The sequence below is a fragment of the Pseudomonas sp. SCT genome (assembly GCF_003864275.1).
Classification (GTDB): domain Bacteria; phylum Pseudomonadota; class Gammaproteobacteria; order Pseudomonadales; family Pseudomonadaceae; genus Stutzerimonas; species Stutzerimonas stutzeri_AE.
On sequence record NZ_BDJA01000004.1, the window covers coordinates 224,643 to 246,437 of the forward strand.

A 21,795-nucleotide genomic window follows, 5' to 3' on the forward strand; every position below is an offset into this window, starting at 1 on the left:
CTACTCCCCACCCACCGCGAAGTTCGGCAGGCTGTTCACCGGCTGGGAGAAGTCGAACGGAATCGACTCGATGGCCAGGCCCACGTTGCGCTGCACCACGAAGTGCAGGTGCGGGCCGGTGCTGTTGCCGGTGTTGCCGGAACGCGCGATGCGGCTGCCGGTTTCGACCCGCTGGCCTTCGCGCACGGCCACCGAGCCTTTCATCAGGTGCAGATAGACGCCCATGGTGCCGTCGTCATGCAGGATGCGCACGAAGTTGCCGGCCGGGTTGTTGCCGCGCCCGCTCTGCTCGTTTTCGATCTTCACCACCATGCCGCCGCGCGCCGCGACGATGGGCGTGCCCTCGGGCATGGCGATATCCACCGCGTAACGGCCCTTTGGCGTGAAGTGACTGTACTGACCGTTGGCGCCCTGGGTCAGGCGAAACGGACCACCCTGCCAGGGCAGCGGGTATTTGTAGGGCTTGGGAATCAGCCGCGGATCGCCCAGCGCATGGCGCAGCTTGGGCGTGTACTTCAGCGGCCTGGAAGCATCGCGCGGCGCCAGGGTCGCCAGACGGATCTGGCTGCGCGGCGGCAATACCCAGCGGATCGGCTTGGCCGGCGCGCCAATGGCGTTCTCGACGTTTTCCAGTTTCAGCTCGATATCCACCGGCGCGAACAGGTCGTTGCGCACCAGCAGCGTCTCGCCCGCGTCATGCTTGCGGGTTTCCAGTTTCACCTGGGTGTCGAGCTTTTCCACCATGCGATCACGGAAGACGAACACCTGCGCGCCAGCCGCAGCCTGATCGCTGTAGGTCACGACGCCATTGGCGTCAGTGTATTTGTAGATGGTCAGGGCCAACGCCGGCGTGGCCAGCAGCGGCAGCCCGAGCAACAAGAGAATGCGCCCCAGCATAACGGCAGTTTCTAATGGTTATAGTGTTGGAGCGGGAAGACTAGCAGTGGCGAGCGGCCTGTGCGAGCCACCGACCGTCGGGGTGTGATGCTTGTCAGTTTGTAGAGACTGGCGGGTGCCGAACGGTCGCCCGCCGGATTGCTCAGGCACCCGGAACGAAGTGCCGCTGTGCCGTGCCGCGGGCGATCAGGCGCGACAGGTAATCCATCTTCTGCGGATCGCGATCGACGAAGCGGAACGACAGCTGCAGCCATTCGCTGTCGGGCTTGGGTTCGAACGCCGCGACAGCGTGCAGATAGCCATTGAGACGGGCAACCTCGCCACCTTCGCCCTGTTCGAGGTCGAGCACGGCGCTTTCCAGTACCTGCGGCAGCTGCTCTCCGCGCTTGACCACCAGCAGGGCCTCCTTGAGGCTCAGCGCCTTGATCACGCAGGCAACACTGCCATTGGCCAGGCGCAGCTGACCCTGCCCCCGACCTGAAGCGGCGCCGGCCGGGGCGCTGGCAGGCGCTGCGCTTGGCTGGATCAGCGGAGAGCTCTTGGCTTCGGTCGCAGGCGCGGTAGGCGCCGCAGGGCGCACCACCTCAGCCTTGCCACCGGTCAGTGCGGCCAGCGAGTCATTGGCCATGCCGGTCGCCATGCTTCTGATCGGCGCACTGGCTGCCAGCGCGTCCAGCTTGCCGGCACGACCGAGGGCCTTGCGCACCTTGCTGGTGAGCTGTTCATTGGAAAATGGCTTGCCGATGAAGTCCGATACGCCGGCCTGAATGGCCTGCACCACATTCTCCTTGTCGCCACGGCTGGTGACCATGATGAAAGGCGTGGTCTTCAGCGCATCCTGAGTGCGGCACCAGGTCAGCAGCTCCAGCCCCGACATCTCCGGCATTTCCCAATCACAGAGAATCAGATCGAAACGCTCGCGGCTGAGCATTTGTTGAGCCTTGCGCCCGTTGACCGCATCCTCGATGCGAATGCCCGGAAAGTGACTACGGAGCGCCTTCTTTACCAGATCCCGGATAAAGGGCGCGTCATCCACTACCAGCACACTGACCTTGCTCATCCTTAACTCCTGCTCGAATGCCGGCAAGCATAGCCGCAGGATCAGATCGACAAAAGCACGAGCGACCATCGTCAGCAAAGTTGTTGCGCCCGATCAACGCAGCGCACCGGCCATGGGCAGGACATGGCGCTGCCGTCGCGGCATACTTGCGGCTTTCGCCAGCTCCGCGAGGCCGCCCATGTTTCAGCAAAATCGGGTTCAGCACATTCTCGTTGCCCACGACCTCAGCTCGGACGCCGACCTCGCGCTGCAGCGTGCCGCCGGCCTGGCGCGCCAGATTGGTGCTCGCATCAGCCTGCTTTACGTGCTGGATGAGCGCGATACGGCGAGCGATGAGCAAACCGCGCGGGCGCTGCTGCAGCAACGCCTGCAGGATAACGGGCTGGATCAGCTCGAACCCTGGATTCGTCGCGGCCAGCCGGTGGAGGAAATACTCACGCAGGCCGAAGGTCTGGAGGCCGACCTGCTGGTGATGGGCCGCCACCACAAGGGCTCGAGCCAGGGATTCGCCGGCACCACGCTGGAGCGCATCATGCTTGAAAGCCTGGCGCCGTTGCTGCTGGTGATCTCCCCGGCGGACGCTCCGTATCAACGTGCCATGGCCGCGCTGGACTTCTCCCGTTGCGCCAGCCGGGCCATGCAATGCGCCTGGGAGCTGCTCGGCGATGGCGCCGAACTACACGCGCTGCACGTGCATGAAATGGCCGAAGTGCATGGCCCCGATCCCGAAGGCCTGGCGCTGCAGCAGGAACTGTTCGATCAGCTGGTCGCGGATATCCAGCAGCAGTTGCCGGAAAACGGGGCGCTGCTGAGCTACAGCCTCTACCAGGGCGAACGCGGCAACTGCATGGAGGCCGCCTTGCGCGACCTGCAACCGCAACTGCTGGCACTGGGTAGTCACAGCCGCGGCGAGATGAGCAGCGCGCTGCTCGGCAGCCTGGCCCGGCAGTTTCTCGACAACCCGCCCTGTGACCTTCTGATCGCCCGCTAAGGCCCTCCCCTCAAGGCTTGCGCGCCTCGTCCCAGGAGCGCGTCAGACTTTACTGCGCGACCGCCAGGTTGCGCCCCGGCAAACCCCTGCTACGTTTAGAGCCAGAACAACAATAAGAAGAAGACGCCCATGTGCCTCGCTTCGACTCGTTTCTGGTTCAGCCTTTCAACGTCCACTCATCTGCCTTGCCGCGACCTGACGCGGGTGCCACGCACCACGCATCCGCCGCGGCACGGCGCAGTCCGCCATACCATTGCTGCCGCTATGCATTCGGCGCCTCTGGGTTCAGCGCAAACACCAACCTGCCCGGTTTTTCCCTAACCGCCCATACGGCTCGCCGCGCATGGCGCGCGTTCGTATGCCGAGCAAAACGTGAAGGAGACACGCATGAAGCTTTCAGCAATCGCAGCGGCAACTCTTACAGCAGCGGTGGCCCTACCCGCCTCGGCCGAGATTTCCGACGGCAAGGTGAAAATCGGCATCCTCAACGACCAGTCCGGCGTGTATGCCGACTTCGGTGGCAAGTGGTCGTTCGAGGCGGCGAAGATGGCCGCCGAGGACTTTGGCGGCAAGGTGCTGGACGCGCCGATCGAGATCGTCACCGCTGACCATCAGAACAAGCCGGACATTGCCTCCAATATCTCGCGGCAGTGGTACGACCGCGAGCAGGTCGACTCGATCATGGAGCTGACCACCTCGTCGGTGGCGCTGGCGGTACAGGGCATCTCCAAGAGCAAGAAGAAGATCAACCTGGTCACCGGAGCCGCCACCACCGAACTGACCGGCAAGCAGTGCTCACCCTACGGCTTCCACTGGGCCTACGACACCCATGCGCTGGCAGTCGGCACCGGCGGTGCGCTGGTCTCCCAAGGTGGCGACAGCTGGTACTTCCTCACGGCCGACTACGCCTTCGGCTATTCGCTGGAAGAGCAGACCGGCAAGTTCGTCAAATCCAAGGGCGGCGAGATCAAGGGCGCAGTGCGTCATCCGCTGGCGAGCACCGATTACTCGTCATTCCTCTTGCAGGCGCAGTCCTCCGGAGCCAAGGTCATCGGCCTGGCCAATGCCGGCCTGGATACCGCCAACAGCATCAAGCAGGCCGCCGAGTTCGGCATCGTCGCCGGCGGCCAGCGCCTCGCCGCGCTGCTCTTCACCCTCGCCGAAGTGCACGGCCTGGGCCTCGACGCCGCCCAGGGCCTGACGCTGACCGAGAGTTTCTACTGGGACCGCGACGACAAATCCCGTGAGTTCGGCGAGCGCTTCTTCAAACGCACCGGGCGTATGCCGAACATGGTCCATGCCGGCACCTACTCCGGCGTCATGCAGTACCTCAAGGCCATCGAGAAGGCCGGCACCGACGCCACCGAGCCGGTGGCCAAGGCGATGCACGAGATGCCGGTGGATGACGTCTTCGCACGCAACGCCAAGGTCGGTGCCAACGGCCGGCTGATCAGCGACGTCTACCTGATGGAGGTGAAGAAGCCCGAGGAAAGCAAACGCGCCTGGGACTACTACAAGGTGCTGGCCACCGTGCCGGGCGACGAAGCCTATATCAAGCCGGCCGACAGCGGCTGCGAGCTGGTTGGGCAATGAGCATGGCCGCCGTTCATCCCAACCCGGCTGGCAACGCCGAGCGGGACGCGCCCGTGATGCTCTCGGCGCGCGGTCTGCGCAAGGAGTTCGGCGGCTTCATCGCGGTCAACAACGTCGATCTGGACGTGCGCCATGCCCAGGTGCATGCCCTGATCGGCCCCAACGGGGCGGGCAAGACCACGGTGTTCAACCTGCTGACCAAGTTCCTCCAGCCCAGCGCCGGCAGCATCCGCCTGCTCGACCATGACATCACCCGTACCGACCCGGCCAAGGTGGCGCGCATGGGCCTGGTGCGCTCGTTCCAGATTTCCGCGGTGTTTCCGCACTTGACCGTACTGGATAACGTGCGCGTCGCCCTGCAGCGGCCGGGCGGGCTGGCCACGCAATTCTGGTTGCCGATGCGCTCGCTGAACCGCCTCAACGAGCGCGCCCTGCAGCTGATCGAGTCGGTCGGCCTGGCCGACAAGCGCCACGAACTGGCCGCCGATCTCTCCTACGGGCGCAAGCGCGTGCTGGAGATCGCCACCACCCTGGCGCTGGAGCCCAAGGTGCTGCTGCTCGACGAACCCATGGCCGGCATGGGCCACGAAGACGTGCACGTAGTGGCCGAGATCATCCGCGAGGTCGCCACCCAGCGCGCGGTACTGATGGTCGAGCACAATCTCAAGGTGGTCGCCGATCTTTGCCATCAGGTGACCGTGCTGCAGCGCGGCGAAATCCTGACCTCCGGCGATTACCGCACGGTCAGCCAGGATGAGCGAGTGCGCGTGGCCTACATGGGGACCGACGATGACTGAACCGCTGCTCAGCGTGCGCGACCTCAACGCCTGGTACGGCGAAAGCCATGCCCTGCACGGCATCGATCTGGACGTCCATGCGGGCGAGACGGTGACCCTGCTCGGGCGCAACGGGGTGGGCAAGACCACCGCGCTGCGCGCCATCGTCGGCATCATCCGCAAGCGCAGCGGCAGCATCCGCTTCGACGGCAAGGACATGCTGCGCGTGCCGCTGCACCGTACCGCCCGCCACGGCATCGGCTATGTGCCGGAGGAGCGAGGCATCTTCTCCACCCTTACCGTCGAGGAAAACCTCACCCTGCCGCCGGTGGTCGCCAAAGGCGGCATGACCCTGGCGGAGATCTATCAGCTGTTCCCCAATCTCGAGGAACGCCGCAAGAGCCCCGGCACCAAGCTTTCCGGCGGCGAACAGCAGATGCTCGCCATGGCGCGCATCCTGCGCACCGGCGCCAAGCTGCTGCTGCTCGACGAGCCCACCGAAGGCCTGGCACCGGTGATCATCCAGCGCATCGGCGAGGTGCTGCAGACGCTCAAGCAACGCGGCATGACCATCCTGCTGGTGGAGCAGAACTTCCGCTTCGCCAGCAAGGTGGCCGACCGCTTCTACGTGGTGGACCACGGCCAGGTCATCGACCGCTTCGCCGTCGACGAACTGCCTGATCGCATGAGCATGCTCAACGAAGCCCTGGGGGTCTGATGACGACGATTTTCGATGTGCCAATCCAGGCGTTTCTCGGACAATTGCTGATCGGCCTGATCAACGGCTCGTTCTACGCCATGCTCAGCCTGGGCCTGGCGATCATCTTCGGCATGCTGAAGATCATCAACTTCGCGCACGGCGCGCAGTACATGATCGGCGCCTTCGCCGGCTACCTGCTGCTGGCCACCCTGGGCATTGGCTACTGGCCGGCGCTGATCCTCGCGCCGATCATCGTCGGCCTGTGCAGCGCGGTGATCGAGCGCCTGGCGCTGTCGCGGCTGTACAACCTCGACCACCTCTACAGCCTGCTCTTCACTTTCGGCCTGGCGCTCGCCCTGGAAGGCGCGTTCCGCTATTTCTACGGCTCCTCCGGGCAGCCCTACGCGGTGCCCAAGGAGCTGGCTGGTGGCTACAACCTGGGTTTCATGTTCCTGCCCAAGTACCGCGCCTGGGTCGTGCTGGCCTCGCTGGTGATCTGCATCGCCAGCTGGTTGCTGATCGAGAAGACCAAGCTCGGCGCCTACCTGCGTGCCGCCACCGAGAACCCGACGCTGGTGCGCACCTTCGGCATCAACGTACCGCTGCTGCTGACCTTCACCTACGGCATGGGCGCGGCGCTGGCCGGGCTGGCCGGCATGCTTGCCGCGCCGATCTATCAGGTCAGCCCACTGATGGGCTCGAACCTGATCATCGTGGTGTTCGCGGTGGTAGTGGTTGGCGGTATGGGCTCGATTCTCGGCGCAATCATTACCGGCTACATGCTCGGCATTCTCGAGGGCCTGACCAAGGTGTTTTATCCGGAGGCTTCCAACATCGTGATCTTCGTGATCATGGCGATCGTGCTGCTGGTGCGTCCCGCCGGTCTGATGGGGAGGGACGCCTGATGAACAGCCAGCTGAGCGTCACCCCTGCCACCAAACGCCCGCTGCTGCGCCTGGAAACCGTGCTGATCCTGATCGGCGTGATTGCCCTGGCCCTGGCGCCGTTCTACTTCTATCCGATCTTCCTGATGAAGGTGCTGTGCTTCGCGCTGTTCGCCTGCGCCTTCAATCTGCTGCTCGGCTATACCGGCATCCTCTCCTTCGGCCATGCGGCGTTCTTCGGCGGCGCCGCCTATTTCACCGCCCATGCGGTGAAGGAATGGGGGCTGACGCCGGAGCTGGGCATTCTCGTCGGGGTTGCCGGCGCGGCGTTTCTCGGGCTGATCATCGGCTTCCTGGCGATCCGCCGGCAGGGCATCTACTCGACGATGATCACCTTGGCGCTGTCGCAGATGTTCTTTTTCTTCTGCCTGCAGGCTTCGTTCACCCATGGCGAAGACGGCATCCAGAACATCCCGCGCGGCCATCTGTTCGGCCTGATCGATCTCGAGGAACCGCTGTACATGTACTTCTTCGTGCTGTCGGTGTTTCTCGCCGGCATGCTGCTGATCTGGCGGGTGATCCACTCGCCGTACGGCATGATCCTGCGCTCGATCCGCGAGAACGAGAACCGCGCCATCTCGTTGGGCTATTCGGTGTCGCGCTACAAGCTGGGCGCCTTCGTCATGTCCGCCGCGCTGGCGGGACTGGCCGGCGGGCTGAAGGCACTGGTGTTCCAGTTCGCCACGCTGACCGATGTCAGCTGGCAGATGTCCGGCGAGGTGGTGCTGATGACCCTGCTCGGCGGCATCGGCACGCTGGTCGGGCCGGTCTTCGGCGCCGCACTGGTGACCACGCTGGGCAACTACTTCGCCACCTCGGAGCTGCCGGTGACGCTGGTCACCGGGATCATCTTCATGGTCTGCGTGCTGGTGTTCCGCCGCGGGATGATCGGCGAGCTCTATGCCTCCCGGCTGGGCAAGAAGCTGGAACGCCGCGCCGACGACTAAGGCCGCCAGGCGCAGCCCCGAACAGGCTCAGCCGTTCGCTTCGAGCAGCTCGTGCAGCTCGACGAACTGCTGGCTCAGCTTGTGTCGTGGGTCCAGATAGACCAGCGGCATACAGGCCTGGTGCGATTCGCGCATCTTCACCGAACTCATCAGGTTGACCGGCAGTACCGGCAGCCCTTCGCTCAGCAGTTCATCGATCATCTGCTGCGGCAGCGCGGCCCGCGGCTGAAACTGGTTGACCACGATGCCCTCGACCTCGAGTGTCTCGTTATGGTCGTCCTTCATGTCTTCGATTTCGTCCAGCAGGCTGTACAGCGCCTGACGGGAAAAGCTGTCGCAGTCGAAGGGAATCAGGCAGCGGTCGGCAGCGATCAGCGCAGAAACGGTATAGAAGTTCAGCGCCGGCGGAGTGTCGAGGTAGATGCGGTCATAGTCTTCAGCAAGGCCGTCGAGCAGTTTGCGCAGCTTGTTGATCTTGTGCTTGGCCTCCAGCTTGGGCTGCAGGTCGGCCAGTTCAGCGGTGGCGCTGATCAGGTGCAGATTGTCGAAGGCCGTCTCGAGGATCGGCGGGCGCGCCTTCTTGCCAGCCGTACCCCCAGCGAGGATCTGCTTGAAGAAGTCAGCGATACCGGTGGGAATGTCATCGCCGGTCAACCCGGTCAGGTAATGCGTGGAGTTGGCCTGGGCGTCCAGATCCACCAGCAGTGTGCGGTAACCCTGCGATGCGCTGACCGCCGCCAGGTTGCAGGCGATGCTGGACTTGCCGACACCGCCCTTCTGATTGAACACGACCCTGCGCATGACTCGATCCTCGATAACCCTGAGCGGTCGAGTCTATACGGCAAATATGACGCTCAGGTTATCCGCGACGGCAAACCCGACCAAAGTCAGACCGCGACGGGCGCCTTGATATGCGGATGCGCTTCGTAGCCGACCAGTTCGAAGTCCTCGAAGCGGAAGGCGAACAGGTCCTTCACCTCGGGATTGAGCTGCATGGTCGGCAGCGGCAGCGGCTCGCGGGTCAGCTGCAGGTCGGCCTGTTCCAGGTGATTGGCGTACAGATGGCAGTCGCCGCCACTCCAGATGAACTCGCCCGGTTGCAGGTCGCAGACCTGCGCCACCATCAGCGTCAGCAGCGCGTAGCTGGCGATGTTGAATGGCACGCCGAGGAAGATATCCGCCGAGCGCTGGTACAGCTGGCAGCTGAGCTTGCCGTCGGCAACGTAGAACTGGAACAGCGCGTGGCACGGCGGCAGCGCCATCTGCTCGACCAGCGCCGGGTTCCAGGCCGAGACGATCAGGCGGCGCGAGTCCGGATTCTTCTTGATCATCGCCAGCAGGTTCGAAATCTGGTCGATGGATTCACCATTCGGCGCCGGCCAGGAACGCCACTGATAGCCGTAGACCGGGCCCAGCTCGCCGTTCTCGTCGGCCCACTCGTCCCAGATGCGCACGCCGTTTTCCTTCAGGTACTTGATATTGGTGTCGCCCTGAAGGAACCACAGCAGCTCGTGAATGATGGATTTGAGGTGGCACTTCTTAGTGGTGACCAGCGGAAAGCCTTCGGCCAGATCGAAACGCATCTGATGGCCGAACACGCTGTAGGTGCCGGTGCCAGTGCGGTCGCTCTTGAAGGTGCCGTGTTCGCGCACGTGGCGCATCAGGTCGAGATACTGTTTCATCGATTGACTCGAAGCAGGCGCCGAAGCGCGGTGAAAAAAGGCTGCGCGAATAGTAAAAGCCCGGGGCCCGCTTGTCGCCTTCGCGGCGACAGGCAGGCCTTCGAGTCAGGCCGGAGCCCGACCAGCGTCGCGTCGGTAACCCCAGGCGATCATCCCTGCGCCCAGCAGCACCATCGGCACGCAGAGTACCTGGCCCATGGTCAGCCAGCCGAAGGCGAGATAGCCCAGCTGGGCATCCGGCACACGGACGAACTCGACGATGAAGCGGAAGATGCCGTAGCACACCGCGAACAGCCCGGACACCGCCATGGTCGGCCGTGGCTTGCGCGAATAGAGCCAGAGAATGACGAACAGCGCGACACCCTCCAGGGCGAACTGATAGAGCTGCGACGGGTGCCGCGCCAGCTGCTGCGGATCGGTCGGAAAGACCATCGCCCAGGGCACATCGGTGGCCTTGCCCCACAGTTCGGCATTGATGAAATTGCCGATACGGCCGGCGCCCAGACCGATCGGCACGAACGGCGCGATAAAGTCCATCAGCTCGAAGAAGCTCTTGCCGTTGCGCCGGGCGAAGATCCAGCTGCACAGCAGCACCCCGATCAAGCCGCCATGGAACGACATGCCGCCCTTCCACACCTGCAGGATCAGGCTCGGCTGATTGAGGTAGGCGGCCAGATCATAGAACAGCACGTAGCCCAGACGGCCGCCGACGATCACGCCCATGGCCACCCAGAACACCAGGTCGGAGAGTTTGTCCTTCGGCCATTCCGGTGCGAAACGCTGCACCCGCAGCGAGGCCAGCCACCAGGCGCCGCCGATGCCGATCAGGTACATCAGGCCGTACCAGTGAATCTGCAAGGGGCCGATGGCGATGGCCACCGGATCGATCTGCGGATAGGGCAGCATCCGTTACTCCTCAAACCAGAAAATTGATGCCGACGCTCAGCAGCAGCAGAGCGAACAGCCGTTTCAAAACCTTTGCCGACAACCGATGCGCCAGCTTCGCACCCAGTCTGGCGAAAAACATGCTGGTTGCCGCGATGCCGAGCATCGCCGGCAGATAGACGAAACCCAGGCTCCAGTCCGGCAGCTGCGTCTCGTGCCAGCCGACCACCATGAAACTCAACGCCCCGGCGATGGCGATCGGCAAGCCGCACGCCGCGGAAGTCGCCACCGCCTGCTGCATCGGCACGCTGCGCCAGGTCAGATACGGCACCGACAACGAGCCGCCGCCGATGCCGAAAATCGCCGAAGCCCAGCCGATCACTACCCCGACCAGCGACAGTTCCGGCCGCCCGGGTGCTCGACCAGTGGCCTTGGGTCGCAGGTCGAAACCCATCTGCACCGCCATCGCCAGGGCGAACACACCGATGATCTTCTGCAGCATCGGCCCCTGGATCGCCGCCGCGGTCAAGCTGCCAAGAGCGGCGCCGACGAGGATGCCGAAGGTCATCCACAGCACCGTCGGCCAACGCACCGCACCCTTGCGATGGTGCGTGAGAATCGAATTGATCGAGGTGAAGACGATGGTGGCCAGCGACGTCCCGACGGCGAGGTGAGTGAGGATATCCGCGGAAAACCCCTGAGCGCTGAAACTGAACACCAGCACCGGCACGATGATCAGTCCGCCGCCCACGCCGAACAGGCCGGCCAGCACGCCTGCGAAGCCACCCAGCAGCAGATACAGCAGAAACTCCATGTGCCCCGTCCTGGCGAAACAAAGCGGCATGTTAGCGGAAAACCCGCGCCGCACGCTCGCCCGCACGCGAGCGCGGGCAGACGCACGCCCAGCCGGAGAGTGGCTCCCGGGTGCGCTGCGCCTGTACTCTTGGGGTCCGGCCGGAGAGTAGGATTACCCATGTGCCTGATCGTCTTTGCCTGGCGCCCGGACCACAACCAGCCATTGGTGGTGGCCGCCAACCGCGATGAATTTTACGCCCGCCCCAGCCTGCCGCTGGGCCACTGGGAGGACGCCCCCGGGATCATCGCCGGGCGCGACCTGCAGGCCGGCGGCACCTGGATGGGCATCACCGCCCATGGGCGCTTCGCCGCCGTGACCAACATCCGCGCACCTGGCCAGCCTGTCGGCCTGCGTTCACGTGGTGAACTGCCGGCACAGTACCTGCGCGCAGAGCTGTCGCCCGCCGATTACCTGACTGAACTGTCCGCGCGCCGCCATGACTATGCCGGCTTCAATTTGCTGGTCGGCGATGATCGCAGCCTGTGGCATCTGAACTCCCGTAGCGGCGAAGCAACGCGGCTCGGAGCGGGCGTCTATGGCCTGTCCAACGCGGGTCTGGATACGCCCTGGCCGAAGCTTCAGAAAGCTCGCGCGGCGCTGGCGGCAGGACTCGACCGGGTCGACACCGAGCGCCTGCTGGCCCTGCTCGCCGATCCGCAACAGGCCGCCGAACATGAGCTGCCGCAGACAGGCGTTCCGCTGGAGTGGGAGCGGCGACTGTCGAGCATCTTCATTAGCAGCCCAGAATACGGCACGCGCGCCAGCACAGCGCTGATCCGCCATGCGGACGGCGCGCTGGATATCCTGGAGCGGAGTTTCGGCCCGGACGGGCCGTTGAGCGAAGTGCGCTACCGCCATCCGCCGCGCGACTGAGCGTGCTCAGACGGCGGCGGACGGGTTGATCAGCTTGTCCAGCCCCAGATTGCGCAAGGTCAGCTGGACCGTACTCTGGATGACCTGCGGGCTATCGAGAAGCATGACCCGCGCCAGCAGCTGCTGGGCGGTATCCATGCTGATCTGGCGCAGCAGCCATTTCACCTTGGGCAGGTTGGTGGCGTTCATCGACAGGCTGTCGAAGCCCATCGCCAGCAGCAGCACGGCCGCAGCCGGGTCGCCCGCCATCTCGCCGCAGATGCTCACCGGTTTGCCTTCGCTGTGCGCTTCCTTGACCACCCGCTGCAGCGCCTCGAGCACGGCGGGGTGCAGGTAGTCGTAGAGATCAGCGACCCGTGGATTGTTGCGATCGACCGCCAGCAGATACTGGGTCAGGTCGTTGGAGCCAACCGAGATGAAGTCGACCTGGCGTGCCAGCTCGCGGGTGAGATAAACCGCCGCTGGCACTTCGATCATCACGCCCACCGGCGGCATGTGCACATCAAGCCCCTCGTCGCGCACTTCGCACCAGGCGCGATGGATCAGGTGCAGTGCCTCTTCCAGTTCGCCGATGCCGGAAATCATCGGCAACAGGATGCGCAGATTGTTCAGCCCGGCGCTGGCCTTGAGCATGGCGCGGGTCTGCAGCAGGAAGATTTCGGGATGGTCGAGCGTGACGCGGATACCGCGCCAACCGAGAAACGGGTTCTCTTCCTTGATCGGGAAGTACGGCAGGCACTTGTCGCCACCGATATCGAGGCTGCGCATGGTCACCGGCAGCGGATGGAAAGCCTCCAGCTGCTCACGGTAGATCGCCATCTGCTCCTTCTCGCTGGGGAAGCGCTCCTTGATCATGAACGGCACTTCGGTGCGATACAGACCTACGCCTTCGGCACCGCGCTCCTGCGCACGCACCACATCGGCGAGCAGCCCGGTATTCACCCACAGCGGGATGCGATGGCCGTCGATGGTCTCGCACGGCAGTTCACGCAATACATCGAGGCCTTCGGAGAGCTGGCGCTCCTGCTCGGCCAGCACTTCGTACTGCTCACGCAGCACCTTGCCCGGGTTGGTGATGATCTCGCCGCGGTAACCGTCGACGATCAGCTCGATGCCGTCGACCTTCGAGTACGGCAGGTCGACCGCGCCCATCACGGTGGGAATACCCATGGCACGGGCGAGAATGGCGACGTGCGAGTTGCTCGAGCCAAGCACGGAAACCATGCCCACCAGCTTGCCTTCAGGTACTTCGCCGAGCATCGCCGGCGACAGTTCCTCACTGACCAGAATCGTCTTGTCAGGATAGGTCAGGGTCTGCTGGCGGGCTTCCTGCAGGTAGGAAAGCAGGCGCCGGCCGATATCCTTGACGTCCGAGGCGCGCTCACGCAGATAGGCGTCGTCCATCATCTCGAAGCGCCGCACGTGCTCCCTGACCACCTGACGCAACGCGCCTTGCGCCCATTGTCCGGTGCGGATGACCTTGGTCACCTCACCACCGAGGGCCGAATCGTCGAGCATCATCAGGTACACATCGAACAGTGCGCGCTCTTCCTTGCGCATCTGCGTGGCGAGCTTTTCCGACAGGTTGCGCATGTCCGCGCGTACGGCTTCCAGTGCGGCTTCGAACAACGTCAGCTCGGCATCGATGTTATCGATGTGCTTGTCCGGCACCACATCCAGATCTGCCGGCGGCAGCACCACCAGGGCGGTGCCCACACCGGCGCCCGGCGCACCCGGGATGCCGATGAAGCGGGTTTCCTGGATGCCCTTGCCCTGCCGGCCAAGACCACGGATCGAGCCGGTCGCCTCGGCATGAGCAATAACACCGGCGAGCTGGGCGCTCATGGTCACCAGGAAGGCTTCTTCACCTTCATCGAACTGACGGCGTTCCTTCTGTTGGATGACCAGTACGCCCATCACCCGACGGTGGTGGATGATCGGCGCACCGAGAAAGGAGGCGTAGCGCTCCTCGCCGGTCTCGGCGAAATAGCGATAGCGCGGGTGTTCGGAGGCGTGTTCGAGGTTGAGCGGTTCTTCGCGGGTGCCCACCAGGCCGACCAGGCCTTCGTTGGGCGCCATGCTGACCTTGCCGATGGCGCGCTTGTTGAGACCTTCGGTGGCCATCAGGACGAAGCGTTCGGTTTCCGGATCGAGCAGATAGACCGAGCAGACCTGGCTACCCATGGCCTCCCTGACTCTCAGCACGATGATGCCCAACGCCGCCTTGAGGTCCTTGGCGGCATTCACTTCCTGGACAATCTTGCGCAGCGTGCCGAGCATGCTCAGAGGCTTTCTCCCCGAATCTCAGTCCCGCACCGGTAGACGCGGTGCAAGTTCTTTAAGTGCGCGACGATAGACCTCGCGCTTGAAGGTGACCACCTGCCCCAGCGGATACCAGTAGCTGACCCAGCGCCAGCCGTCGAACTCCGGCTTGCCGGTCAGGTCCATGCGCACACGCTCTTCGGCGCTGGTCAGGCGCAGCAGGAACCACTTCTGTTTCTGCCCGATGCACAGCGGCTGGCTGTGGGTACGCACCAATCGCTGCGGCAGACGATAGCGCAACCAGCCGCGGGTGCAGGCGAGGATTTTCACATCCTGCTCTTCCAGGCCAACTTCTTCGTTGAGTTCGCGAAACAGCGCTTCTTCCGGCGTTTCACGAGCATTGATCCCGCCTTGCGGGAACTGCCAGGCGTCCTGATTGATCCGCCTGGCCCACAGCACCTGACCGACATCGTTAGTCAGGATGATGCCGACATTCGGGCGAAAACCATCGGAATCGATCACGGCATACAACCTCGCAGACGCATGTCGCGGCATTGTTCCACAAAACGGCAATAAGCCGAAAGCGCGGCAAGCCGCCATTCGGCACGTGCCGGCCGCGCGGATAAAGGCTGGTGAAGGCTGCGCCGAGAACGCTCTAGCCGTTATGCTTGGCGCTGCCCTGTCCATCCCGAGGAAAACAACCGTGCGCCTGGCTCTATTCGATCTCGACAACACCCTGCTGGCCGGTGACAGCGACCACGCCTGGGGCGAATACCTCTGCCAGCGCGGCATCGTCGATGCAAGCCAGTACAAGGCACGCAACGATGCCTTCTATCAGGACTACCTGGCCGGCAACCTCGACGTGCACGCCTACCAGAACTTCTGCCAGGAACTGCTTGGGCGCAGCGAAATGCCGCAGCTGCAGCAGTGGCACGACGAATTCATGCGTGACTTCATCGAACCCATCGTGCTGAGCAAGGGCGAGGCGTTGCTGCGCCAACATTTGGAGGCCGGCGACAAGGTGGTGATCATCACCGCCACCAACCGTTTCATCACCGGCCCGATCGCCGCACGCCTGGGCGTCGATACCCTGCTGGCGACCGAATGCGAGATGCGCGACGGCCGCTACACCGGCCGTCTGACCGACATTCCCTGCTTCCAGGAAGGCAAGGTCCAGCGGATCGAGCGCTGGCTCGCCGAAACCGAGCAGACCCTGGAAGACAGCTACTTCTATAGCGATTCGCGTAATGACCTGCCGCTGCTGCAGCGCGTGACCCATCCGGTGGCAGTGGACCCCGATCCGGTACTGCGCCAGATCGCCACCGAGCGCGGCTGGCAGATCATCTCGCTGCGCTGAGCCCGCGCGCAGCAGCCATGTCCGAGCTGGTCGAATCAGACCGGCTTGGCGCCCATCAGCGCGGTGATCGCGATCAGCACGACCAGCACCAGCACCGCATAGATACCGGCATTACGTGCCGCAGTGGGGCTGCCCGGCGCCTGCCAGGCACTGAGACGGCCAGCCAGCAGCAACACCAGGGGAATCAGCACGAGGAACAGCACGGAACTGGCCAGCAGCCAGAACTGGCCCAGCGGCCAGCCGGCCAGATGCGTCAGCCACCAGCCTGTCACTGGCAGCGACAGGCCGATTACCGCGAGCAGCGGCAGCGACAACCGCCGAGTGCGCTGCAGTTTGCGTTGCAGCACGGCCTCGTCGCCGCCGCGGCCGGCTTTCCACAGGATGATCAGGTGCACGATCACACCCAGCAGCAACAGCACCGCGGTGGCGCCATGCACGATTCGTAGGGTCAGATAGTGTTCCATTCGCGATCCTTTAAGTCAGTTCAGCCGAGAAACAGCTTGTAAGCCGGATTCTCGCTTTCGTCCCAGTAGCGGTAGCCGATCTTGTCCAGCGCCGCCGGTACTAGATGACGCTCGTCGGCCGGCACCTGCAGTCCCGCAACTACCCGGCCGTCGGCGGCACCATGGTTGCGGTAATGGAACATCGAGATGTTCCAGCGCCCGCCGAGCTTGTTGAGGAAGTTGAACAATGCACCGGGCCGCTCGGGAAACTCGAAGCGCAGCACCATCTCGTTGCTGACCCCGACCGCATGGCCGCCGACCATGTGCCGCGTGTGCAGCTTGGCCAGTTCGTTATCGGTCAGATCGAGCACCGGGAAGCCCTTGTCGCGCAGCCCCTGCACCAGCGCGGCGCGCGGGTCGTTTTCCGGATGCGTTTGCACACCGACGAAGATGTGCGCCTCGCGGTCGGTGTGGTAGCGATAGTTGAATTCGGTGATCTGGCGCTTGCCGATCGCCTCGCAGAAAGCCTTGAAGCTGCCCGGCTGCTCGGGAATGGTGACGGCGATGATCGCCTCGCGCTTCTCGCCCAGCTCGGCGCGCTCGGCGACGTGGCGCAGACGGTCGAAATTGACGTTGGCGCCGGAATCGATGCCGACCAGCACCTGGCCACTGACACCCTCGCGCTCGACGTACTTCTTGATGCCCGCGACGGACAACGCACCGGCCGGTTCGGTGATCGAGCGGGTGTCGTCGTAGATATCCTTGATCGCCGCGCAGATCTCGTCGGTGCTGACGGTGATGACCTCATCGACATAGTGCCGGCAGATCTCGAAGGTGTGCTGACCGATCTGCGCCACCGCCACGCCGTCGGCGAACAGCCCGACCTGCTCCAGCACCACCCGCTCACCCGCCGCCATCGCCGCCTGCAGGCAGTTGGAGTCGTCCGGCTCGACGCCGATCACCTTGGTCTGCGGATAGAGGTATTTCACGTAGGCGGCGATACCGGCCACCAGACCACCGCCGCCGACCGGGACGAAGATCGCGTCGATCGGCCCCTGGTGCTGACGAAGGATTTCCATTGCCACGGTGCCCTGTCCGGCGATCACATCGGGATCGTCGTAGGGGTGGATATAGACGTAGCCCTTTTCTTCCACCAGCTTCAGCGAATAGGCCAGCGCCTCGGGGAAGGCATCGCCGTGCAGCACCACCTTGCCGCCGCGGGCGCGTACGCCCTGCACCTTCAGCTCCGGCGTGGTGCGTGGCATGACGATGGTGGCCTTGATGCCCAACTGCTTGGCCGCCAGCGCAACGCCCTGGGCGTGATTGCCCGCCGATGCCGTGACCACGCCACGCGCCAGTTCCTCGGCCGACAGCTGCGCCAGCTTGTTGTATGCGCCGCGAACCTTGAAGGAGAACACCGGCTGCAGATCCTCGCGCTTGAGCAGAATCTGGTTGCCGATTCGCTCGGAGAGCTGGCGGGCGGGCTGCAGCGGGGTTTCGATGGCAACGTCGTAGACGCGGGAGGTGAGGATCTTCTTGACGTAATGTTCGAGCATTCTGGCTGTCTTGGCGGGCAGTGCGGGAGAACGACGAGTCTACCCCCGCACCGCCCCTGGCGACCACCGGCAATCCGCGACGCCCTCCGCAGCCGCGGCGCACAAGACCCGCCGCCGGCAGAGGGCTATAATCCGCGCCTCGTCTCTCCCGCCCGGATTTCCTCATGACCCAGGATCAGCTCAAGCAGGCCGTCGCCCAGGCCGCCGTCGACCATATCGTTCCGCACCTCAGCGATCGCAGCATCGTCGGCGTGGGCACCGGCTCCACTGCCAACTTCTTCATCGACCTGCTGGCCAAGCACAAGGGCTTCTTCGATGGCGCCGTGGCCAGTTCCGAAGCCACCGCCGAGCGTCTGAAGCAGCATGGCATTCCGGTCTACGACCTGAACTCGGTGAGCGAACTGGAGTTCTATGTCGACGGCGCCGACGAAGCCAACAAGCACCTCGAGCTGATCAAGGGCGGTGGCGCCGCGTTGACCCGCGAGAAGATCGTCGCCGCGGTGGCCAAGACCTTCATCTGCATCGCCGACGGCAGCAAGCTGGTCGAGCAGCTGGGCGCCTTCCCGCTGCCGGTGGAAGTCATCCCGATGGCACGCAGTCACGTCGCGCGCGAACTGGTCAAGCTGGGCGGCGACCCGGTCTACCGCGACGGCGTGGTGACCGACAACGGCAACGTCATCCTCGATGTGCACAACCTGATGATCGGCTTCGCCCCAGAACTGGAAGGCAAGATCAACGATATCGTCGGCGTGGTCTGCAACGGCCTGTTCGCCATGCGCCCGGCCGACCTGTTGCTGCTCGGCACCAAGGACGGCGTGCAGACCCTCAAGCGCTGACCTGCCCGAGCGAAGCGCACCAGCGCCACATCGGGTTGGCGGCTACGCTTTGAAGTGCTGCGTCGTGTCCGACGCAGCTCATCACAGGAGGTGTCGCCATGTCCGGCAAGTTCCACTTGAAGCGAGCCAGCAACGGCCAGTTCCATTTCAACCTGCTGGCCGGTAACGGCCAGGTTGTGCTGTCCAGCGAGCAGTACAAAGCCCACGCTTCGGCGCTGAACGGCATCGATTCGGTACGCAAGAACGCAGTGCGCGAGGATGCCTTCGAGGTCAAGGAGTCCAGCAACGACAAGTTCTATTTCGTGCTCAAGGCAAGCAATGGCCAGGTCATTGGCCAGAGCCAGATGTACGCCAGCCTGCATAGCGCCGAACAGGGCTGCGATTCGGTTCGCCGTCACGCCCCGGATGCCGCCCTGCAGGACGAAAGTGCCTCGCCGGTCGCCTGATCGCTGGTGCCAGGTGACCGGCTGGTAGTCCGATCACCTGGCCGGTTTGCGAAACACGTAGAACAGATTCGGTTCGCTGACCACATACAGGGTGCCGTCCGACCCCATCGCGATGCCCTCCGCCTGCGGCACATTGCTTTGCAGCCCATGCTTGCCCGCACTCAGCGACAGACTGCTCAGTGGCTGACCCTTGCTATCCAGTTCCACCACCAGCCGCGACTCGTCGGATAGCGCCAGCAGATGCCCGGTCCGTTCGTCGAACTGCAGACTGGACAGATCGCGCACGAACAGCCGGGCGTCGTGTTCGTTGATATGCACCGATGGCGTCGGTTCGGCAAAGGGAAAGCCGGAAATTTCATAGATGCGCACCGGGTCGCGCTCCTTGGCGACAAACAGGCGTTTGCCAGCCGTATCGTATGCCAGCCCCTCGAAGCCCTTGTTGCCGTTCAGTTCGATGCCCAGTGAGAGCTGCTGCGCCTGCGCCGCTTCGATGAGCGTGGTCTGCTCGTTGACTTCGACGCGCAGTAGCCGCTGCAGGCGCTCGTCGCTGATTACGTAGACGCCCTCGGAAATGTATTCGATGGCCTCCGGATCACCGAACCCCACCAGCGGGATCGCGCGCAGCAGATCGCCCTCCAGGCTGATTTCCAGCCAGTGCGGCTTGCCGTTGGTAACGGCGATCAGGCTGTTACGGTCGGGGTCGAAGGTCAGTGCCGAGAGATCGTCATCGATGCCACTGACCACTTTGCGCTGAATGGTCGCCTGGTAATCCGGCAGCCACAGCGAAGCTTCCTGAGCCTGCTCGCCCTGATGCCACTGATTGAGATGGAACCAGCCCCGCTCGAACAGGCGGTAATGAACGCCAGCGGCAACCGCCAGCAACAACGCCACGCCCAGCAGCGCAGCCAGGAGAATTTTCAACGCACGCATAACGCCCACTTTCTTCTAATTGGAGACCGCGATTGTGCTCGGCACGGCTTACACCAAGCTTAACGGCGGCCCATGTCTCAGCGCTTGCGGCTGAAGACGTAGAAGCGGTTGGGCTCGCCGACCACATAGATGTTGCCTTCGCCATCCATCGCCACGCCCTCGGCCTGCTCGATGCCTTGCACCAGGCCGTGCAGACCACCAAACAGCGCGATGAAGCTGCGCGGCTGACCGTGCCGATCGAGCTCAACCAGCAAGCGCGACTCGTCGGAGAGCAGCAGCGTATGACCACTGCGTGGATCGATCGTCACCGAGGACAGATCGCGAACTATCAGCGGCTGGCTGGGCAGCGCCTCGAGCACGCCGACTGCGCCGTCCTCACCCGGAAACGGCAGCTCGAAAAGGCCCTGCGGATCGCGTTCCTTGGCCAGCAACAGGCGTTGCGTATGCGGATTCCAGGCCAGGCCCTCGAAGCCCTTGTTGCCGGCATCGGCGAAGCCCAGGTCATAACTGGCCAGGTCGTCCAGATCGAGGCTCTCGACATCCGGTTCGAGGAAGAACACCGCCACCAGCCGGCGACGCTCATCGACGATGGCCAGGCGGCCATCACCCAGCGCTTCCACCGCTTCCGGATCGGAAAAGCCGGTCAGTGCGATACGCCGCAGAACCACCCCGGCAGGCGTGAGTTCGACCAGCTGCGGATGCTTGCCGGTGACGGTGAACAGCGTGCCGGTCAGCGGATTCCAGGTCAGCCCGGAGGTCTCGTCGTCCTCGAGCCCCGCCAGCGTGGTTTCCAGCGCCAGTTCGTAATCCGGCAGCCAGATGCCGGCGGCGCGCTGCTCGGCGGTGACCGAGCGTTCTTCCCAATAGAGTCGCAACTGATCGTCCCAGTGCAGCAGGCGCCCGGTGACGAGCAGGGCAACGAACAGCAGCAACAGGGCAGCGGCGACGATCAGGCGCCAACGGGAATAACGGACGGGCATGAAGAAAGCGTTCCAGCGGGAAGGTGCCGGATTACATCACGAGAGAGGATTGCAAAAAAAGCGGCAAACGCGGCGGGTGTGCCCCGCCGCGCGGGGGTCAGAGCACGCGGCTCTCGAAGCGCGACAGGCCGACCAGTTCCAGCACCAGCTGATCGCCCTGCTTGAGTGGGCCGACGCCGGCCGGCGTGCCGGTCAGCACCACGTCACCCGGCTGCAGGCTGAAATGTCCGGCGATGTGTTGCAGCAGCGGCAGGATGGCATTGAGCATCTGGCTGCTGTTGCCGTCCTGGCGGACTTCGCCGTTGATGGTCAGGCGGATGCCGATGTCGCCCAGATCCTCGACCGCGTCGCCCGGCACGAACGGCGCCAGCACGCAGGCGCCATCGAAGCTCTTGGCGATTTCCCACGGGTGGCCCTTTTCCTTCAGCTTCGCCTGCACGTCGCGCAGGGTGAGGTCGAGCGCCGGGGCGAAACCGGAGATGGCATCGCGCACCTCTTCCTCGTTCGGCTTGCGCGACAGCGGCTTGCCGATCAGCACGGCGATTTCCGCTTCGTAATGCACGGCGCCGCGGTCGCTCGGAATGCCGAAGCCATCGTCCAGCGGTACGGTGCAGCTGCCGGCCTTGATGAACAGCAGCGGCTCGGTCGGCACCGGGTTGTTCAGTTCCTTGGCGTGCTCGGCATAGTTGCGGCCGATGCAGACCACCTTACCCAGCGGATAGTGGATCGGCGTGCCATCGGTGTAGTGGTGCTGGTAGCTCATCGAAGACTCCTGGTAATC

23 protein-coding genes are annotated in these 21,795 nt (G+C 64.0%); 10 read left to right on the top strand and 13 right to left on the bottom strand.

The window, feature by feature from the left end; genetic code table 11:
* Entirely contained in the window at nt 1-897 is an 897-nt protein-coding gene (locus BHD08_RS12170; protein WP_015278504.1) for a peptidoglycan DD-metalloendopeptidase family protein, read from the bottom strand.
* Between the two features lie 142 nt (nt 898-1,039).
* The gene (locus BHD08_RS12175) at nt 1,040-1,957 is read right to left on the bottom strand and encodes a response regulator (RefSeq protein WP_125022543.1); all 918 of its coding nucleotides are present in this window, start codon (nt 1,955-1,957) and stop codon (nt 1,040-1,042) included.
* 178 nt (nt 1,958-2,135) lie between these two features.
* Between BHD08_RS12175 and BHD08_RS12180 the strand changes: the two genes are divergently transcribed.
* The 6 genes from BHD08_RS12180 to BHD08_RS12205 all read left to right on the top strand — a co-directional run bounded on the left by BHD08_RS12180 (nt 2,136) and on the right by BHD08_RS12205 (nt 7,908).
* On the top strand, nt 2,136-2,948 hold the full coding sequence (locus BHD08_RS12180) for a universal stress protein (RefSeq protein ID WP_125022545.1): 813 nt from the start codon (nt 2,136-2,138) through the stop codon (nt 2,946-2,948).
* Between the two features lie 387 nt (nt 2,949-3,335).
* Nucleotides 3,336-4,541: an ABC transporter substrate-binding protein gene (locus BHD08_RS12185; protein WP_015278507.1), complete on the top strand. Its 1,206-nt coding sequence runs from the start codon at nt 3,336-3,338 to the stop codon at nt 4,539-4,541.
* Nucleotides 4,538-5,338 carry an ABC transporter ATP-binding protein gene (locus BHD08_RS12190; RefSeq protein ID WP_177412672.1) on the top strand — a complete coding sequence of 267 codons (801 nt, stop codon included), beginning with the start codon at nt 4,538-4,540 and terminating at the stop codon, nt 5,336-5,338. The genes BHD08_RS12185 and BHD08_RS12190 overlap by 4 nt, the downstream gene beginning before the upstream one ends.
* A complete protein-coding gene (locus tag BHD08_RS12195; RefSeq protein ID WP_125022547.1) occupies nt 5,331-6,035 on the top strand; it encodes an ABC transporter ATP-binding protein in 705 nt (234 codons plus the stop codon). Before BHD08_RS12190 ends, BHD08_RS12195 begins: the two co-directional genes overlap by 8 nt.
* Nucleotides 6,035-6,922 (top strand): branched-chain amino acid ABC transporter permease, encoded by an 888-nt coding sequence (locus tag BHD08_RS12200; RefSeq protein ID WP_013981555.1) that lies wholly within the window; start codon nt 6,035-6,037, stop codon nt 6,920-6,922. The genes BHD08_RS12195 and BHD08_RS12200 overlap by 1 nt, the downstream gene beginning before the upstream one ends.
* A complete protein-coding gene (locus tag BHD08_RS12205; RefSeq protein WP_015278510.1) occupies nt 6,922-7,908 on the top strand; it encodes a branched-chain amino acid ABC transporter permease in 987 nt (328 codons plus the stop codon). Before BHD08_RS12200 ends, BHD08_RS12205 begins: the two co-directional genes overlap by 1 nt.
* 27 nt (nt 7,909-7,935) lie before the next feature.
* Here the strand turns inward: BHD08_RS12205 and BHD08_RS12210 are convergent, their stop codons facing one another.
* The 4 genes from BHD08_RS12210 to BHD08_RS12225 all read right to left on the bottom strand — a co-directional run bounded on the left by BHD08_RS12210 (nt 7,936) and on the right by BHD08_RS12225 (nt 11,289).
* Nucleotides 7,936-8,709, bottom strand: coding sequence for a ParA family protein (locus BHD08_RS12210; RefSeq protein WP_125022549.1), 774 nt, complete (start codon nt 8,707-8,709; stop codon nt 7,936-7,938).
* 86 nt (nt 8,710-8,795) lie between these two features.
* Entirely contained in the window at nt 8,796-9,590 is a 795-nt protein-coding gene (locus BHD08_RS12215) for a thymidylate synthase (protein ID WP_125022551.1), read from the bottom strand.
* A 105-nt stretch (nt 9,591-9,695) separates the two neighbouring features.
* Nucleotides 9,696-10,496: a prolipoprotein diacylglyceryl transferase gene (lgt, locus tag BHD08_RS12220; protein ID WP_015278513.1), complete on the bottom strand. Its 801-nt coding sequence runs from the start codon at nt 10,494-10,496 to the stop codon at nt 9,696-9,698.
* Nucleotides 10,497-10,506: 10 nt separating this feature from the next.
* Entirely contained in the window at nt 10,507-11,289 is a 783-nt protein-coding gene (locus BHD08_RS12225) for a sulfite exporter TauE/SafE family protein (protein ID WP_015278514.1), read from the bottom strand.
* Between the two features lie 159 nt (nt 11,290-11,448).
* Between BHD08_RS12225 and BHD08_RS12230 the strand changes: the two genes are divergently transcribed.
* On the top strand, nt 11,449-12,204 hold the full coding sequence (locus BHD08_RS12230) for an NRDE family protein (protein ID WP_125022553.1): 756 nt from the start codon (nt 11,449-11,451) through the stop codon (nt 12,202-12,204).
* A gap of 6 nt (nt 12,205-12,210) precedes the next feature.
* Here BHD08_RS12230 and ptsP read toward each other — a convergent pair whose 3' ends face one another.
* Together ptsP and BHD08_RS12240 are read right to left on the bottom strand one after the other, a co-directional pair.
* Entirely contained in the window at nt 12,211-14,484 is a 2,274-nt protein-coding gene (gene ptsP, locus BHD08_RS12235) for a phosphoenolpyruvate--protein phosphotransferase (RefSeq protein WP_015278516.1), read from the bottom strand.
* Between the two features lie 24 nt (nt 14,485-14,508).
* Nucleotides 14,509-14,988, bottom strand: a complete 480-nt coding sequence (locus tag BHD08_RS12240; RefSeq protein WP_015278517.1) for an RNA pyrophosphohydrolase — start codon at nt 14,986-14,988, stop codon at nt 14,509-14,511.
* 181 nt (nt 14,989-15,169) lie between these two features.
* On the opposite strand from BHD08_RS12240, the gene BHD08_RS12245 reads away from it, so the two are divergent.
* Nucleotides 15,170-15,823, top strand: coding sequence for an HAD family phosphatase (locus tag BHD08_RS12245; RefSeq protein WP_125022554.1), 654 nt, complete (start codon nt 15,170-15,172; stop codon nt 15,821-15,823).
* A gap of 35 nt (nt 15,824-15,858) precedes the next feature.
* Here the strand turns inward: BHD08_RS12245 and BHD08_RS12250 are convergent, their stop codons facing one another.
* Nucleotides 15,859-16,287, bottom strand: a complete 429-nt coding sequence (locus BHD08_RS12250; protein ID WP_125022556.1) for a DUF2269 family protein — start codon at nt 16,285-16,287, stop codon at nt 15,859-15,861.
* A 20-nt stretch (nt 16,288-16,307) separates the two neighbouring features.
* Entirely contained in the window at nt 16,308-17,822 is a 1,515-nt protein-coding gene (gene ilvA, locus BHD08_RS12255) for a threonine ammonia-lyase, biosynthetic (protein WP_015278520.1), read from the bottom strand.
* Between the two features lie 164 nt (nt 17,823-17,986).
* Between ilvA and rpiA the strand changes: the two genes are divergently transcribed.
* Both rpiA and BHD08_RS12265 read left to right on the top strand, forming a co-directional pair.
* Nucleotides 17,987-18,658 (top strand): ribose-5-phosphate isomerase RpiA, encoded by a 672-nt coding sequence (gene rpiA, locus BHD08_RS12260; RefSeq protein WP_015278521.1) that lies wholly within the window; start codon nt 17,987-17,989, stop codon nt 18,656-18,658.
* A gap of 98 nt (nt 18,659-18,756) precedes the next feature.
* Nucleotides 18,757-19,104, top strand: a complete 348-nt coding sequence (locus BHD08_RS12265; RefSeq protein ID WP_125022558.1) for a YegP family protein — start codon at nt 18,757-18,759, stop codon at nt 19,102-19,104.
* Nucleotides 19,105-19,137: 33 nt separating this feature from the next.
* Here the strand turns inward: BHD08_RS12265 and BHD08_RS12270 are convergent, their stop codons facing one another.
* From BHD08_RS12270 to BHD08_RS12280, 3 genes are all read right to left on the bottom strand, one after another.
* A complete protein-coding gene (locus BHD08_RS12270; RefSeq protein WP_125022560.1) occupies nt 19,138-20,034 on the bottom strand; it encodes an SdiA-regulated domain-containing protein in 897 nt (298 codons plus the stop codon).
* Nucleotides 20,035-20,111: 77 nt separating this feature from the next.
* The gene (locus BHD08_RS12275; RefSeq protein WP_125022562.1) at nt 20,112-21,014 is read right to left on the bottom strand and encodes an SdiA-regulated domain-containing protein; all 903 of its coding nucleotides are present in this window, start codon (nt 21,012-21,014) and stop codon (nt 20,112-20,114) included.
* A gap of 97 nt (nt 21,015-21,111) precedes the next feature.
* Nucleotides 21,112-21,777, bottom strand: a complete 666-nt coding sequence (locus BHD08_RS12280; protein ID WP_125022564.1) for a fumarylacetoacetate hydrolase family protein — start codon at nt 21,775-21,777, stop codon at nt 21,112-21,114.
* Nucleotides 21,778-21,795: the final 18 nt, after the last annotated feature.